This window comes from Delftia tsuruhatensis, assembly GCF_903815225.1.
GTDB classification, from domain to species: Bacteria; Pseudomonadota; Gammaproteobacteria; order Burkholderiales; family Burkholderiaceae_C; genus Comamonas; species Comamonas tsuruhatensis_A.
The window spans coordinates 873,716-889,992 of record NZ_LR813084.1; the positions used below are offsets into that span (position 1 = coordinate 873,716).

Consider the following 16,277-nt stretch of genomic DNA (forward strand, 5'->3'; position numbering starts at 1 on the left):
AGTGACCACTCGCCGGTTTGGTATGATGACTGTATAAAGATACAGTTTTGGCGGCGTGGCTGCCAGATCTGCCTGCGCCATGGTCCCTCCCCACCGTTTCTACTATCTGCACAATTTCCAGCGCGCGCTGGACTGGATCGCCGAGCGCCACGGGGATTTGCTGGACGCGGGCGAGCAGGAATTCCTGGCACGCTTCGTTCAATTGCCCCAGCCGTCGCGGGCGTTGCTGGTGCGGCTGCTGATGCGGCGCGGGCCATGGTTTCGCGCGAGCAAGCTGGTGTACGAGGAAATTCCCGACATTGCCGGCGCGGCCGGACCATTGCTGGCGCTGGGCTGGCTCGATGCCGGCCAGCCCATGGCGCTGGACGAACTGTTCGCGCTGCACACCAAGCCCGAGCTGATGCAGTGGTTCGCGGGCGCCTTGCCTGCAGCGGGCCTGCGCAAGGCCGAGCTGCTGCAGGCGCTGCAGCCCTTGCATGAAGCGCCCCGGCCCTATGCGCAATGGCAGCCGCAGCCGGGCGAGGCTGCCTGGCGCGTCATGGTCGGCGAGCTGTGCGAGCGCTTTCGGCTGATGTTCTTCGGCAACCTCCACCAGGACTGGTCTGAATTCGTGCTGGCTGATCTGGGCGTGTTCCGCTATGAGTCCGTGGCCTTCGATGCCGCCTCGCGCGCCTTCCAGGCGCGCGAAGACGTGGACCGCTATCTGGCACTGCAGGCCTGCCGCCAGGGGCTGGACGAAGGCGGCGACATCGATGCCCTGCTGCTGGCGGTGGCGCGTTGCGCCAGCGCCAACCCCTGGCTGGAAAAGCGCCGTGCCAAGGTGCTGCTGCGCATTGGCCAGGCCTGCGAGCGTGCCCAGGACTGGGAGCGGGCCGAGCAGGCCTATGCCCAAAGCAGCTACCCTGGCGCGCGCCATCGGCGCATGCGCGTGTACGAGCGCATGCAGCGCTTTGCCGACGCCATGGCTCTGGCCCAGGCCGCCCAGGCCCAGCCCGAGAGCGACGAGGAATTGCAGCGCGTGGCGCGCATGCTGCCGCGCCTGCGCCGCAGCCTGGGCCAGGGCTCGCGGGCGCGCGCGGCGGCGCTGGAGCCCGTGGTGGCGCAGATGCGCATCGACCTGGAGCTGGACCTGCCGGCCCAGCCGGCATCCGTCGAATACGTGCTGCGCGACCACTGGCACAGCGAGGCGGCTCCGGTGTTCTATGTGGAAAACGCGCTGATCAATTCCCTGTTCGGACTGCTGTGCTGGCCGGCCATCTTCGCGCCATTGCCCGGGGCTTTCTTCCACCCGTTCCAGAGTGGCCCGGCCGACCTGGGTTCGCCCGACTTCGCACGGCGCCGTGCTGCCTTGTTCGATGACTGCCTGGCCCGCCTCGACGACGGCAGCTGGCGCGGCGTCATTCTCCAGCGCCATGCCGACAAGCAGGGCCTGCAGTCGCCCTTCGTGTTCTGGGGCACGCTGACCGCACCGCTGCTGGCGCTGGCGCTGGACTGCATTCCGGCGGCCCACCTCAAGCTGTTCTTCGCGCGGCTGCTGCGCGATGTGCAGGCCAACCGCACGGGCTTCCCCGATCTGGTGCGTTTCTGGCCGGCCGAGCGCCGCTACGAACTGGTCGAGGCCAAGGCCCCCGGCGACAAGCTGCAGGACAACCAGATCCGCTGGCTGCAGTACTGCGCCGAGCACGGCATTCCCGCGCGCGTGTGCCATGTGCAGTGGCGCGGCCAGGCCCTGGGAGAGGCCGCGTGAGCTACACCGTGGCCGTGCGCGCGCTGTGCGAGTTCACGGCGCGCGCGGGAGACCTGGACCTGCGCTTCACGCCCGCGCCCAGCGCGCTGGAGGGCATGGCCGGCCACAGTCTGGTGCAGTCGCGCCGGGGCAAGGACTACGAGACGGAGATCAGCCTGACCGGTACCTGCGAGGACCTGCGCGTGCGCGGCCGCGCCGACGGCTTCGATGCCCGGGCAGGACAACTGGAGGAGATCAAGACCTACCGGGGCCGGATCGAAGGCGTGCGGCCGCACCATCGCGCGCTGCACTGGGCGCAGGCACGCATCTACGGCCACCTGCTGTGCGAGGCGCGCGGGCTGCAGCGGCTGCGCGTGGCGCTGGTCTATCTCAATGTGGGGACCTCGGAGGAAACCACGCTGGTTCAGGAGCAGGACGCCGCGCAACTGCGCGATTTCTTCGAGCAGCAGTGCGCGCTCTTTCTGGACTGGGCGCGTAGCGAGGCTGCCCACCGCGCGGCGCGCGAGCAGGCCTTGCAGGCGCTGCGCTTTCCCATGCAGGGCTTTCGCGCGGGCCAGCGTGAACTGGCCGTGGCCGTCTACCGCAGCGCGCGCTCAGAGCAAGGCGGCCAGTGCCTGATGGCGCAGGCGCCCACGGGCATAGGCAAGACGCTGGGCACGATCTTCCCCATGCTCAAGGCCGCCACCGGCCAGGGCCTGGACAAGCTGTTCTTTCTCACGGCCAAGGGCACGGGCCATGGCCTGGCGCTGCAGGCCCTGGCCAGCGTGAACCGCCAGCTGAGCGACCAGGAGGCGCCCGTGCAGCTGCGCGTGCTCGACGTGCTGGCGCGCGACAAGGCCTGCGAGCACCCCGACAAGGCCTGCCACGGCGAGTCCTGCCCGCTGGCGCGCGGCTTCTTCGACCGGCTGCCGGCCGCACGGGCCGCCGCCATGCAGCAGGCCCCGCCCTGGGACCCGCCCGCCGTGCGCGCGCTGGCGCTGGACCACGCGGTCTGTCCCTACTACCTGGCCCAGGAACTGGTGCGCTGGAGCGACGTGGTCGTGGCCGACTACCACTACTTCTACGACAGCGCCGCCATGCTGCATGCGCTGGCCCAGGCCCAGCAGTGGAAGGCGGGCGTGCTGGTGGACGAGGCCCACAACCTGCTGGAGCGCGCGCGCCGCATGTACACGGCCGAGCTGTCGCAGTTCGCGCTGGCCGCCGCGCGCAAGGCGGCGGCCGGGCCCGTGCGCAAGGCGCTGGACCGCCTGAGCCGCAGCTGGACCGCGCTGAACAAGGCGCAGACCGCCAGCTACCAGGCCCATGGCGAGGTCCCCGCCGCGCTGCTGGGCGCCGTGCAGCGCGCCGTGGCCGCCATCGCCGACGCCCATGCCGACAGCCCCATGCTGCCCGGCGACCCGGTGCTGGCCTTCTATTGGGAGGCGCTGCAGTTCATGGCGCTGGCCGAGCAGTTCGGCGGCCATGCGCTGTTCGATGTCAGCCAACTGCCGGGCCGATCGGGAACGGGCCGCGCGCCGGCCTCCACGCTGTGCATCCGCAACGTGGTGCCCGCGCCGCACCTGAAGGCGCGCCATGCGGCGGCCCATGCCACGGTGCTGTTCTCGGGCACGCTGAGCCCGCCGCATTTCTACCGCGACATGCTGGGCCTGCCCGAAGGCACGCATTGGCTGGAAGCCGATTCGCCTTTCCTGGCGGAGCAACTGGAGGTCCAGGTCGCCGACCACATCTCCACGCGCTTTCGGGACCGGGAGCGCTCGCTGCGGCCCATCGCCGATCTTGTGGCCGCACAGTACGCGCGCCGGCCCGGAAACTACCTGTGCTTTGTCAGCAGCTTCGACTACCTGCAGCGCGTGGCCGAATGCCTGCGGCTCCTGCATCCCGGGTTGCCGCTGTGGCTGCAGACGCCATCCATGGACGAGGCGGGCCGCGCCGAGTTCCTGGGGCGCTTCACCGAGGCAGGGCAGGGCATAGGCCTTGCAGTGCTGGGTGGTGCGTTTTCGGAAGGCGTTGACCTGCCCGGCGAGCGCCTGATCGGCGCCTTCGTGGCCACGCTGGGCCTGCCCCAGGTCAATCCCGTGAATGAAGAGATGAAGCGCGCCATGGACCGCCAGTTCGGCGCGGACAGGGGCTACGACTACACCTATCTCTACCCGGGCCTGCGCAAGGTCGTGCAGGCCGCGGGCCGCGTGATCCGCAGCGAGCAGGACAGGGGCGTGGTCTTTCTCATTGATGACCGCTACCGGCGCGCCGAAGTGCGTGCGCTGCTGCCGCGCTGGTGGCAGGTGCAGGTGCACGCGAGACAGCCCTGAGGGAAGAAGCTTCCCCGCGATGTGGCTCATCCGGGGCCGTGTCCTGCGGGCTTTGCGCACCCCGGATCATGAGATGATTCCTGTCCCGACTTGCCACCGATATCCCGACATGTGCTTTCGACTGTCCCGCTTGCGCTGCGCCGCCCTGCTCCTGACCGTCGGTGTGCTGGGAGGCTGTGCCTCCGGCACGACGGGCCCGGCAGTGCCGCAGGCCGTGATCGTGCAGCCTGTGTCCGCCGATTCGACCCTGAGGAACATTCCCCCGGTCTATCCGGCCCTCTCCAGGCGGCTGGGCCAGCAAGGCCAGGCTTGGCTGAAGGTACTGGTGGACGCCGACGGCAAGGTCCTCAGCGCCGAGATCGCGCAAAGCAGCGGACACCCCGCGCTGGACCAGTCGGCGCTGGATGCCGTCCGGCAGTGGGCCTTCATCCCCGGCAAGCGCGATGGGGTGCCCGAGCGCATGTGGGTGCATGTTCCCATCGGCTTCAGGCTGAATTGACACGGCCGTGCCTGGAGTCCCGGGGGGCGCGCAGGTTAGGTACAAGGAGCATTCCATGAAGATCGTCATCACCAGCGTGCTCGTCGACGACCAGGACAAGGCCCTGGCCTTCTACCGCGACGTGCTCGGCTTCATCCTCAAGCACGACATTCCCATGGGAGGGCCGACGCGCTGGCTGACGCTGACCTCGCCTGGCGACCCCGATGGCGTGGAGCTGCTGCTGGAGCCGGACATGCACCCGGCGGCCAGGCCGTTCAAGACCGCCTTGCATGCGGACGGCGTGCCGGCCACCTTCTTCGGCGTGGACGACGTGCAGGCCGAGTACGAGCGCCTGAGCGCGGCCGGCGTGCGCTTCACAAGGCTGCCCACCCATCTGGGCCCCGTGACGATAGCCGTGTTCGACGACACCTGCGGCAATCTCATACAGATCAACCAGCGGCATTGAAGGACGCTGCCCTCGCTGCGCAAGGTCTGCGGCCCGCTACGCTGCGCTGTCCGCCGGCCTGTCATGGCGCGGCGGATCGATGCGCTCGATGTTGCCCAGCAGCAGCGCACGGCCCGCGAAGGTGCCGCCGGCGGTCTCCAGCGCGAAGCGCTCGGTGTCGCGGCCGCGCACTTCGGCCTCCAGGGTCCGGGCCTCGTCCTCGGTGGCGCCCAGGGCCAGCACGGCGTGGCGGCCCATGAGCAGGGCGGACTCGAAGCTTTCGCGCACGACATGGTCGGCGTCCTTCTGGATGAGTTCCAGCGCGTGCTCGCGGTCATAGGCGCGCACGATGAGGCGGGCATGCGGGCATTCGTGGCGAACGTTCTCCACGATGCGCGTGGCCGCGGCCTTGCTGTCCACGCAGACCAGGATGGCGCTGGCGTGGCTGGCACCGGCTGCGTGCAGGATGTCGGCGCGCGCGCCGTCGCCGAAGTAGACCTTGAAGCCATAGGGCTCGGCGTTGCGGATCACGTCGGGGTCGTTGTCGATGATGGACAGCTTGGCGCCGCGCGCCAGCGGCCCCTGGCTGGCGATCTGGCCCACGCGGCCGAAGCCGATGACGAGCACGTTGCCGCGCAGGTCCTGCGGTGCCTCCACCCCGTCCAGCGAGACGGCCTGGGCGCCCGCCAGGCGTTTGTGCAGCACCACCACCAGCGGCGTGATGGCCATGGACAGCACGACGATGGCCGTCATGTTGGCATGCACCTCGGGAGTCAGCACTTTGAGCTTGAGCGCCTCGGCGAACAGCACGAAGGCGAACTCGCCGCCCTGGGCCATGAGGATGGCACGGTCCAGAGCGTCCGCGTGGCTGCTGCGCGCCACGCGGGCCACGGCGTAGATGCACAGGGCCTTGCCCAGCATGAGCGCGACCACGCCCAGGCCCACGATGCGCCAGTTCAGCGCCACTACCTCCAGGTTCAGCGCCATGCCCACACCCAGGAAGAACAGGCCCAGCAGCAGCCCCCGGAAGGGCTCGACATCGGCCTCCAGCTGGTGGCGGAACGACGATTCGGACAGCAGCACGCCCGCCACGAAGGCGCCCATGGCCATGGACAGGCCGCCCATTTCCATCAGCAGGGCCGCGCCCAGCACCACCAGCAGGGCGGCGGCTGTCATCACCTCGCGCGCCTTGGCCTTGGCCAGGATGCGGAACAGGGGGTTGAGCAGCCACAGGCCCGCGCCCACCAGCGCGCCCAGCGACAGCAGGGCCAGGCCTGCGCGCTGCCACAGCGGCGAAGCCGCCACGGGCGCCGCATCGGCCGGCGCCAGAAAGGCCACGGCGGCCAGCAGCGGCACGATGAGCAGGTCCTCGAACAGCAGGATGGAGACGATGCGCTGGCCGCGCGGCGCAAGGATGTCGCCGCGCTCGGCCAGCACTTGCATGACGATGGCCGTGGAGGTCAGCACGAAGCCCGCTCCGCTCACGAAGGCCACCTGCCAGGGAAAGCCGAAGGCCATGCCCACGCCCGTGAGCAGCAGCGCGCAGACCACGACCTGCAGGCTGCCCAGCCCGAAGATCTGGCCGCGCAAATCCCACAGGTGCGAGGGCTTCATCTCCAGCCCGATGACAAAGAGGAACATCACCACGCCCAGCTCGGCCACGTGCAGGATGGTCTGCGCGTCCGTCACCAGGCCCAGCCCGTAGGGGCCTATGGCCAGACCGGCGGCCAGATAGCCGAGCACGGCGCCCAGCCCCAGGCGCTTGAACAGCGGCACGGCCACGACGGCGGCCCCCAGCAGCGTGACGATTCCTACGAGCTGGCTTGCATTGCCTTCAGCGGCCATGGCTTGGTTTCCTTTGTGTGGATGGCGGCAGGCGCGGCGCCTGCCGTGAATTTGCGCGCAGGATAGCAGGGCTGCAGCCTGTGTAGAATCGCTCCCCCTTTTCGTGTCCCGCCATGCCACACATCCTCGTCCAAGACCTGCGCAAGACCTACCGCATCCATGAGCGCGACCCCGGCGTGATGGGCGCGGTGCGGGCGCTGGCGCGGCCGCGCTGGCGCACGGTGCAGGCTTTGGCGGGCGTGTCCTTCGCGCTGGAGCGCGGCGAGCTGCTGGGCTTCATCGGCCCCAATGGCGCGGGCAAGTCCACCACCATCAAGATCCTGGCGGGCATTCTGCGGCCCGATGGCGGGCGCGTGGAGATCGACGGGCGCGATCCCTTCGCCGACCGCGAACGGCATGTGGGCCGCATCGGCGTGGTCTTCGGCCAGCGCAGCCAGCTGTGGTGGGACCTGCCCGTGGGCGACGGTTTCAACCTGCTGCGCGACCTGTACCGGGTCGATCCCGTGCGCTTCGCGCGCACCCGCGACGAGCTGGTGGCGCTGCTGAGCCTGGAGCGCCTGCTGGACCAGCCCGTGCGCCAGCTGTCGCTGGGCCAGCGCATGCGCGCCGAGATCGCGGCGGCCCTGCTGCACGAGCCCGAGATCCTGTTCCTGGACGAGCCCACCATCGGGCTGGACGCGCCCTCCAAGCTGGCCGTGCGCGACTTCGTGCTGCGCGCCAACCGCGAGCGCGGCACCACGGTGCTGCTGACCACGCACGACATGCATGACATCGAGGCGCTGGCGCGGCGCGTGATCGTCATCGGCCATGGCCGGGTGCTGGCCGACTGCGGGGTCGATGCGCTGCGCGCGCAGGTCGCGGCCGCAGGGCCTTCCACCGGGGAAGACGGAGAGGCCCTGGCCATCGAGGCCGTGATCGCCCGCTTCTACGCCATGCACGGCGCGGCCGAGGCCTGAACGCCATGACACTGCACGACCTGGTGCGCCCCTATTCGGCGGCCTTCGCCTCCCGCTTCCTGCTGATGCTGCAGTACCGCACGGCCGCCTACGCGGGCTTTGCCACGCAATGCTGGTGGGGTGCGCTCAAGGCCATGGTGCTGGCCGCCTTCTACGGCAGCGCCCCGGACTCGGCCGGCGCGCCGATCCCGCTGGAGCATGCCATCACCTACACCTGGCTGGCCCAGGGCCTGTTCGCGCTGCTGCCCTGGAGCGGCGATCCCGATGTGGCGCTGGCCGTGCGCACGGGGTCGGTGGCCTATGACCGGCTGCGCCCGGTGGACGCCTATGCACTGTGGTTCGTGCGTTCGGCCGGCTGGATCGCGGCGCGCGTGCTGCCGCGCGTGGCGCTGATGGTGGCGTTCGCGGGCCTGGCCCTGCCGCTGCTGGGCCTGGGCGCCTGGGCCTGGCAGCCGCCGGCCGGCTGGATGGCGGGCCTGGGCTTTGCGGCCTCCCTGCTGCTGGCACTGCTGCTGTCCACATCCCTGGTCATGCTGCTGAACATCGCGGCGGCGGCCGCACTCAACGAAAAAGGCATCAACACGCTGGCCGCGCCCGTGGTCATCGTGCTGTCGGGCAGCCTGCTGCCGCTGGCGCTGATGCCCGATGCCTGGCAGACCGTGCTGCTGCTGCAGCCGCTGGCGGGCGTGATGGACATCCCCGCGCGCATCTACTTCGGGCAGATGGCCGGCGCGCAGTTGCTGGCGGGACTGGCGCTGCAAGGCCTGTGGACTGCCGTGATCGTGGCCCTGGGCCGCCTGGCCATGGCGCGCACCATGCGCCGGCTCGAAGTGCAGGGGGGCTGAGCGGTGGGTGCTTTCGCCATGTTCCTGCGCCTGGCGCTGGCCTCGCTGGCCGGCCAGGCACGCTATCCGGCCTCGGCGCTGATGCTGACCCTGGGCCAGTTCCTGGTCACGGGCATCGAGGTGATCGCCGTCGGGTCGCTGTTCCACCGCTTCGGCGACGTGCAGGGCTGGCGCATCGGCGAGGTGGCCGTGTTCTACGGGCTGGTCAACTGCATGTTCGCCATCGCCGACGCGCTGGGCCGGGGCTTCGACGTGCTGGGCACGCAGTTCCTGCGCACGGGCGCCTTCGACCGCCTGCTGCTGCGCCCGCGCCCCGTGTGGCTGCAGCTCATGGGCCACGACGTGCGCATCAGCCGCCTGGGCCGCCTGCTGCAGGGCCTGATGGTGCTGGGCTTCGCGACAGTCCAGGGCGACGTGGCATGGACGGCCCAGGCCGTTGCCCTGGCTCTATGGGCCGTGGCCGGCGGCGTGGCGCTGTTCCTGGGCATCCTGGTGCTGCAGGGCGCGCTGTCGTTCTGGACGGTGGAAAGCCTGGAGGCCGCCAACGTGCTCAGCTACGGCAGCGTGGAAGCCGCCCAGTACCCGCTGGCCGTGTACGCGCAGTGGTTCCGGCGCCTGCTGACCTTCGTGGTGCCGCTGACCTGCGTGGCCTATTACCCGGCGCTGGCCGTCATGGGCAAGCCCGACCCGCTGGGCGCGCCGGCCTGGGTGGGATGGGTCTCGCCACTGGCCGGCTTCGCCTTCCTTTGGCTGGCGTCCCGCGTCTGGCGGCTGGGGGTGCGGCATTACGCGTCCACGGGGAGCTGACGGCCCTCACCCTTACGGGAAACCACGCGCCTGACGCAGCAGGTTCCCGCAAGCGCCTGTCTGCCCTGACTGCCCACAATCGCGGCACCGGGATGCGCCATGTGGCCGCGCATCGGGCAGGGGACGGAGGCGCGGGTGCAGTTGCTTCAGTTGCTGATCAGCGGGGTGGCGCAGGGCTGCATCTACGGCCTGATCGCGCTGGGCTTCGTGCTGATCTACAAGGCCACGGAGACGGTGACCTTCGCCCAGGGCGAGCTGATGATGCTGGGCGCCTTCGCGGGCTTCCTGGCCATGTCGGTGCTGGGCCTGCCGTTCTGGCTGGCGGCGCTGCTGGCCGTGGCGGCCATGGCACTGTGCGGGCTGCTGCTGGAGGTGGCCCTGATCCGCCCCATCCTGGGCCAGCCTGCGTTCTCGGTGGTGATGTTGACCATCGGCATCGGCTATGTGTGCCGGGGCGCCATCACCATGGTTCCCTCCATCGGCACGGAGACGCTGGCCCTGCCCGTGCCCTACCGCGACACGGCGCTGAACCTGGCGGGGCTGGTGCTCAATGCCGAGCACCTGGTGGTCATCGCGGCGACGGGCGTGCTGTGTGCCGTGCTGTACACGGGCTTCCGGTTCAGCCGGCTGGGCATCGCCATGCAGGCAGCCTCGCAGAACCAGCTGGCGGCCTGCTACATGGGCATTCCCGTGCGGCGGCTCAATACCCTGGTCTGGGGCCTTGCGGCGGCGGTGGCGGCCATCGCGGGGCTGCTGCTGGCGCCCATCACCTTCGTGCACGCCAACATGGGCTTCGTGGGGCTGAAGGCCTTTCCGGCGGCCGTGATCGGCGGCTTCGGCAGCGTGCCGGGGGCCATCGTGGGCGGGCTGGTCATCGGCGTGGTCGAGTCACTGTCCGGCTTTTACCTGCCCGAGGGCTTCAAGGACATCGCCGCCTATGTGGTCGTTCTGCTGGTGCTGGTCGTCATGCCCAACGGCCTGTTCGGCGAAGCCCTGCGCAAGAAGGTCTGAGGGGAGTACCAGGCCATGCGCTTCATCTTCAAGACCGACTATGCGCAGGACATCCGGCTGGTGCGCCACGGCGGGCAGGCATTCTGGTACGGGCTGCTGGTGCTGTCCCTGCTGGCCGCGCCGGCGCTGCTGTCCGAGTACCTGCTGGCCCAGCTGACCTTTGTGCTGATCTATGCCGTGGTGGGCCTGGGGCTGATGGTGCTGGCCGGCTACACGGGGCTGTTTTCCATGGGACAGGCCGCGTTCTTCGGCGTGGGCGCCTATGCCCAGGCCTTTCTCACGGGAATGGGCTGGCCGTTTCCGCTGGCCCTGGCCGTCAGCGGCGCGCTGGCGGCGGCCGTGGGCGTGGTGGTGGGCCTGCCCGCGCTGCGCGTCAAGGGCATCTACCTGGGCATTGCCACGCTGGCCTTCGGCTTCATCGTGGAGGAAGTGTTCGCGCGCTGGGAGGGTGTGACGGGCGGCAACGCGGGCAAGTCCGTGGGCGTGGTGCAGGCCTTCGGCTGGAAGGCCGACACGGCCGAGTCCTTCTATTTCGTGTGCCTGGCCGTGGCGGTGCTGGCCACGCTGGCCTGCCTGAACCTGCTGCGCTCGCCCACGGGGCGGGCCTTCGTCGCCATCCGCGACTCGGAGGTGTCGGCGCGCAGCATGGGCATCCATGTGGCCGCCTACAAGACCACGGCCTTCGCGTTCTCGGCCGCGCTGGCGGGTGTGGGCGGGGCGCTGTATGCGCACCAGATCCGCTTTCTGTCGCCCGACCAGTTCAACATCGTGCAGTCCATCGATCTGCTGCTGATGGTGGTCATCGGCGGGCTGGGGTCCATCCACGGCGCGTTCCTGGGCGCCCTCTTCATCATCGCGCTGCCCCAGGGCATCGCGGCGGCCAAGGATGTGCTGCCGGACGCCATCGGCCAGGCGCCGGGCCTCAAGTCCTTCATCTATGGCGTGGTGCTGATCGCATTCGTGCTGCTGGAGCCCGCGGGCATGTACGGGCGCTGGGTCAAGATCCGCACTTGGCTGCAGGTGTTTCCGTTCTACCGCCAGGGCATGTTCCGGCGGCAGAAGACCTTCCAGAAGTCGGACCGGCTGCGCTAGGAGGGATGCTGCATGGACCATGACACTCCTCTTCTTTCGGTGCGCGACCTGGGCGTGCGCTTCGGCGGCGTGCGTGCCGTCAACGGCGTGAGCTTCGATGTGCGGCGCGGCGAGGTGTTCACGCTGATCGGGCCCAACGGTGCGGGCAAGACCACGGTGTTCAACCTGATCAGCCGCATCTACGAGCCCACGTCGGGCGCCATTGTGTTCGACGGCCAGGCGCTGACCCAGCTGCCCGCGCACCGCATCGCTGCGCTGGGGATCGCGCGGACCTTCCAGAACATCGAGCTGTTCGAGCACGCCAGCGTGCTGCAGAACCTGCTGGTGGGGCGGCATTGCCATCGGCGCAGCGGCCTGTGGGGCGACCTGCTGTTCACGCCCGGCACGCGCCGCGCCGAGATACAGGCGCGCGCGGAAGTGGAACAGGTCATCGATCTGCTGGATCTGCAGCACCACCGCGACGCGCTGGTCGCAGGTCTGCCCTACGGCGTGCGCAAGGTGGTGGAGCTGGCGCGCGCGCTGTGCACGCGGCCGCGCCTGCTGCTGCTGGACGAGCCGTCCTCGGGCCTGAATGTGGAGGAGACCGACGACATGGCCTTCTGGATCCAGGACATACAGCAGGAGCTGGGCGTGACCGTGCTGATGGTGGAGCACGACATGTCCCTGGTCTCGCGCGTGAGCAGCCGGGTGCTGGCCATGAGCCAGGGCGAGGTGCTGGCCCTGGGGCTGCCGCACGAGGTGCAGTCCCATCCCGGCGTGGCCGAGGCCTACCTGGGCACGGCCGACGACGTGGCTTCGCTCAGGAGGGTGGCCGCATGAGCGCGCTGCCGGCATCCCCGCCGACGCCTCTGATCGATGCGGACATCGCGCCCGAGGCCGCGCCCGCCATGCTGCGGCTGCAGAACATCGAGTCCTCCTACGGCCCGGTCAAGGCGATCCGTGGCGTCAGCCTGCAGGTGCGCCAGGGTGAGATCGCCACCGTGCTGGGCTCCAACGGCGCGGGCAAGACCACCATCCTCAAGACCATCTCGGGCATCATCGATCCGCGCAAGGGCCAGGTGCATTTCATGGACGCGGACATCACGGCGCGCGACCCCGCCGCCATCGTGCGCCAGGGCCTGGTCCATGTGCCCGAGGGGCGCGAGGTGTTCCCGCTGCTGAGCGTGCACGACAACCTGCTGATGGGCGCCTACACGCGCGCCGACCGCGACGGCGTGGCGCGCGACATGGAGACGGTGCTGGGCTACTTCCCGGTGCTGCGCGAGCGCCTGCGCCAGGAGGCCGGCCTGCTGTCGGGGGGGCAGCAGCAGATGCTGGCCATCAGCCGCGCCCTCATGGCCGCGCCCAGGATGATCCTGCTGGACGAACCCAGCCTGGGCCTGTCGCCCCGGCTCACGCGGGAGATCTTCGAGATCGTGGTGCGCATCAACCGCGAGCGCGGCACCACCATCTTGCTGGTGGAGCAGAACGCCAGCATGGCGCTGAATGCGGCCGACCACGGTTTCGTGCTGGAAAACGGCCGCATCGTGATGGAAGACAGCTGCGAGCGCCTGCGCGAGAAGGACGACATCAAGGAGTTCTACCTGGGCCTGCGCGATAGCGGAGTGCGCGGCGAGCGGCGCTGGAAGAAGCGCAAGAGCTGGCGCTAGCCGCCAGGACAAGGAGTCCGACGATGCCCAACCTGTGGAACCTGCACCGCATGCAGCCCCGGCACGACAGCGTGCTGGAGGGCGACACCATCGCCGCCCTGTTCTGGAACGCCGTGGCCGCACGGGGCGAGAGCGTGTGGCTGCGGCAAAAGGAGCTGGGCATCTGGCGCAGCCACCGCTGGCGCGAGGTGGGCGAGGCGGTGCGCGAGATCGCGGGCGGCCTGCTGGCCCTGGGGCTGGCGCCGGGCCAGACCGTCTCCATCCTGTCCAACACCGTCATCGAATGGGTGCTGTGCGACCTGGCCGTGCTGTCCTGTGGCGGCGTGTGCAACGGCATCTACCCCACCGATGCGGCATCGCAGGTCCAGTACCTGTGCGAGGACTCGGCCACCACCGTGCTGTTCGTGGAGAACGACGAGCAGCTGGACAAGGCGTTGCAGGTGCGCGGTCAGTTGCCGCTGCTGCGCCGCATCGTGGTCTTCGACATGAAGGGCCTGCGCGGGCTGCAGGACGAAGCGGTCATCAGCCTGGAGCAGCTGCGCGCGCTGGGCCGCGCACACCTGGCCGCGCAGCCGCAGGCCGTGGCCGAGCGCTCGGCGGCGGTGCGGCCCGCCGACCTGGCCATCCTGGTCTACACCTCGGGCACCACGGGCAAGCCCAAGGGGGCCATGCATTCGCATGCCGGGCTGGTGCATACCGTGCGCGGCTACAACACCATCCTGCCGCGCGACGACAGCGACGAATGCATGTGCTTTCTGCCGCTGTGCCACATCGCCGAGCGCGTGGGCGGCGAGTATTTCTCGCTCTACACGGGCGCGCGCCTGAACTTCGTGGAGAACCCCGAGACCGTGCCCGAGAACATGCGCGAGATCGCGCCCACAGTCTGCACGGGCGTGCCGCGCGTCTGGGAAAAATACTATTCGGCCGTGATGCTGGGGCTGCGCGAGGCCACGGCGCTGCAGCGCGCCGGCTACGCCTGGGCCCTGGGCGTGGGCACGCGCGTGGCCGACGCCGTGCTGGCCGGCCGGCCCGTGGGGCCGGGCCTGCGCGCGGCCTTTGCGCTGGCGCGCTGGACAGTGCTGGGCAATGTGCGCAAGTCCATCGGCATCGACCGCGCGCGCTACCTGATCACGGGCGCCGCGCCCATCTCGCCCGACCTGGTGCGCTGGTACCTGGCGCTGGGCGTGCCCATGCTGGAGGTCTGGGGCATGACCGAGACCTGCGGCGCCTCCACCTGCATGCGGCCCGAGCGCATCGTGCCGGGCTCCATCGGTCCCGCCGCGGGCTACAACGAGGTGCGCGTGGACCCGGGCACCGGCGAGATCCAGGTGCGCGGCGCCAACGTGTTCATGGGCTACCTGAACCAGCCGGCCAAGACGGCCGAGACCTTCAGCGCGGACGGCTGGCTGCGCACGGGCGACGTGGGGACCATGGACGGTGAGGGCCTGTTGCGCATCACCGACCGCATGAAGGACATCCTCATCACCGCGGGCGGCAAGAACGTGGCGCCCAGCGAGTGGGAGAACGAACTCAAGTTCAGTCCCTACATCACCGATGCCGTGGTGATCGGCGACAAGCGCCCCTACCTGACCGTGATCCTCATGATCGACCAGGAGAACGTGGAAAAGTACGCCCAGGAGCGTGACGTGCCGTTCTCCAGCTACGCCAGCCTCACGCGCGCGCCCGAAGTCCAGGCCCTGGTCCAGGCCGAGATCGACCGCGTGAACGCCAAGTTCGCGCGCGTCGAGCAGGTCAAGAAGTTCTACCTGCTGGAGACCCAGCTCACGGCCGAGGACGAGGAACTGACGCCCACCATGAAGCTCAAGCGCCGCCTGGTACAGGCCAAGTACGCGGCGCAGATCGAGGCCATGTACGCCTGAGCCCGCAGCCATCCACCACAAGCGAAGGAGACAAGCATGACAAGCATCCACGCAGCGGCCCTGGTGTCGCTGGCGGCCCTGGCTTCAGGCCCGGCCCACGCGCAGCAGGGCGTGACGCCCACGGAGATCCTGCTGGGCTCCATCCTCGACCTGTCCGGACCCGTGGCGGCCATGGGCAAGCCCGCGCGCAACGGCATGCTGATGCGCCTGGACGAGATCAACGAGCAAGGCGGCATCCATGGCCGCAAGCTGCGCATGATCGTGGAAGACGACGGCTACGACCCCAAGAAGGCCGTGCTGGCCGCGCAGAAGCTGGTCAACCGCGACAAGGTCTTCCTCGTGGCCGGCCACCTGGGCACGGCCCAGAACATGGCGGCCATGCCCGTGCAGTTCGAGAAGAACGTCATCAACTTCTATCCGTTGACGGCGGCGCGCGAGATGTACGAGCCGCTGCACCGGCTCAAGTATTCCTTCGCCGCGACCTACTACGACCAGGTGCGCCTGGCCGCGCCCCGGCTGGTGGCCGACAAGGGCGCCAGGAAGGTCTGCACGGTCTACCAGGATGACGACTTCGGGCTGGAGGTGCTGCGCGGCGCCGAGGCCGGGCTCCAGGCCGTCGGCAAGGACCTGGTGGAGAAGACCACCTACAAGCGCGGCGCCACCGATTTCTCGTCCCAGGTGGCGCGGCTCAAGGCCGCGTCCTGCGACTTCGTCATCCTGGGCACCACGATCCGCGAGACCGTGGGCGTCATGGCCGAATCGCGCAAGAGCGGCTTCGAACCCATCTTCCTCTCGACCTCGGCTTCGTACACCGAGGTCGTGACCAAGCTGGGCGGCAAGGCCGTCGAGGGACTGCTCACCACCATGACGGCCCAGCATCCCTATCTGGACGATGCCTCGGGGCCGCTGCGCCTGTGGGCCAACAAGTACAAGACACGGTTCGGCGACGACCCCAATGTCTTCTCGGTCTATGGCTACGTCATCGTGGACCACTTCGCCCAGGCCGCGAACAAGGCCGGCAAGGCCCTCAGCACCGACAGTTTCATCCAGGCCATGGATGCCATGCGCTTCGAGCCCGACATGTTCGGCTTCCCCGTGATCTCGTTCAGCGCGCAAAAGCGCCTGGGCAGCGACGAGTCGCGGCTGTCCCAGGTGGTGGATGGGCGCTGGAAGGTGGTCTCGGGCTACGCCAGATGACCTGCGGCATAGCCTG

At 69.4% G+C, this 16,277-nt stretch carries 14 protein-coding genes; 13 read left to right on the plus strand and 1 reads right to left on the minus strand.

Annotated elements, in window-relative coordinates:
- Nucleotides 1-79: 79 nt before the first annotated feature.
- The 4 genes from L1Z78_RS04010 to L1Z78_RS04025 all read left to right on the plus strand — a co-directional run bounded on the left by L1Z78_RS04010 (nt 80) and on the right by L1Z78_RS04025 (nt 5,000).
- Nucleotides 80-1,747, plus strand: a complete 1,668-nt coding sequence (locus tag L1Z78_RS04010; RefSeq protein WP_234640267.1) for a VRR-NUC domain-containing protein — start codon at nt 80-82, stop codon at nt 1,745-1,747.
- Nucleotides 1,744-4,056: an ATP-dependent DNA helicase gene (locus tag L1Z78_RS04015; protein ID WP_234640268.1), complete on the plus strand. Its 2,313-nt coding sequence runs from the start codon at nt 1,744-1,746 to the stop codon at nt 4,054-4,056. The genes L1Z78_RS04010 and L1Z78_RS04015 overlap by 4 nt, the downstream gene beginning before the upstream one ends.
- A 109-nt stretch (nt 4,057-4,165) precedes the next feature.
- Entirely contained in the window at nt 4,166-4,555 is a 390-nt protein-coding gene (locus L1Z78_RS04020) for an energy transducer TonB (protein WP_234640269.1), read from the plus strand.
- A gap of 55 nt (nt 4,556-4,610) precedes the next feature.
- A complete protein-coding gene (locus L1Z78_RS04025; protein WP_234640270.1) occupies nt 4,611-5,000 on the plus strand; it encodes a VOC family protein in 390 nt (129 codons plus the stop codon).
- Between the two features lie 36 nt (nt 5,001-5,036).
- On the opposite strand, the gene L1Z78_RS04030 is transcribed toward L1Z78_RS04025, so the two are convergent.
- Entirely contained in the window at nt 5,037-6,824 is a 1,788-nt protein-coding gene (locus L1Z78_RS04030; protein WP_234640271.1) for a monovalent cation:proton antiporter-2 (CPA2) family protein, read from the minus strand.
- Nucleotides 6,825-6,937: 113 nt separating this feature from the next.
- Here L1Z78_RS04030 and L1Z78_RS04035 point away from each other — a divergent pair, with 113 nt between their 5' ends.
- The 9 genes from L1Z78_RS04035 (at nt 6,938) to L1Z78_RS04075 (ending at nt 16,261) form a co-directional block, all read left to right on the plus strand.
- Nucleotides 6,938-7,780, plus strand: coding sequence for an ABC transporter ATP-binding protein (locus L1Z78_RS04035; RefSeq protein ID WP_234640272.1), 843 nt, complete (start codon nt 6,938-6,940; stop codon nt 7,778-7,780).
- A gap of 5 nt (nt 7,781-7,785) precedes the next feature.
- Nucleotides 7,786-8,625 carry an ABC transporter permease gene (locus L1Z78_RS04040; protein WP_234640273.1) on the plus strand — a complete coding sequence of 280 codons (840 nt, stop codon included), beginning with the start codon at nt 7,786-7,788 and terminating at the stop codon, nt 8,623-8,625.
- Between the two features lie 18 nt (nt 8,626-8,643).
- Nucleotides 8,644-9,432, plus strand: a complete 789-nt coding sequence (locus L1Z78_RS04045) for an ABC transporter permease (protein ID WP_234640274.1) — start codon at nt 8,644-8,646, stop codon at nt 9,430-9,432.
- Between the two features lie 135 nt (nt 9,433-9,567).
- The gene (locus L1Z78_RS04050; RefSeq protein ID WP_234642087.1) at nt 9,568-10,443 is read left to right on the plus strand and encodes a branched-chain amino acid ABC transporter permease; all 876 of its coding nucleotides are present in this window, start codon (nt 9,568-9,570) and stop codon (nt 10,441-10,443) included.
- Between the two features lie 15 nt (nt 10,444-10,458).
- Complete coding sequence (locus L1Z78_RS04055) at nt 10,459-11,535, plus strand: branched-chain amino acid ABC transporter permease (protein ID WP_234640275.1); 1,077 nt, start codon at nt 10,459-10,461, stop codon at nt 11,533-11,535.
- A gap of 12 nt (nt 11,536-11,547) precedes the next feature.
- Nucleotides 11,548-12,354, plus strand: coding sequence for an ABC transporter ATP-binding protein (locus L1Z78_RS04060; RefSeq protein ID WP_234640276.1), 807 nt, complete (start codon nt 11,548-11,550; stop codon nt 12,352-12,354).
- A gap of 68 nt (nt 12,355-12,422) precedes the next feature.
- Nucleotides 12,423-13,184 carry an ABC transporter ATP-binding protein gene (locus tag L1Z78_RS04065; RefSeq protein WP_234642088.1) on the plus strand — a complete coding sequence of 254 codons (762 nt, stop codon included), beginning with the start codon at nt 12,423-12,425 and terminating at the stop codon, nt 13,182-13,184.
- A gap of 23 nt (nt 13,185-13,207) precedes the next feature.
- On the plus strand, nt 13,208-15,064 hold the full coding sequence (locus tag L1Z78_RS04070) for an AMP-dependent synthetase/ligase (RefSeq protein ID WP_234640277.1): 1,857 nt from the start codon (nt 13,208-13,210) through the stop codon (nt 15,062-15,064).
- A 36-nt stretch (nt 15,065-15,100) separates the two neighbouring features.
- The gene (locus L1Z78_RS04075; protein ID WP_234640278.1) at nt 15,101-16,261 is read left to right on the plus strand and encodes an ABC transporter substrate-binding protein; all 1,161 of its coding nucleotides are present in this window, start codon (nt 15,101-15,103) and stop codon (nt 16,259-16,261) included.
- Nucleotides 16,262-16,277: the final 16 nt, after the last annotated feature.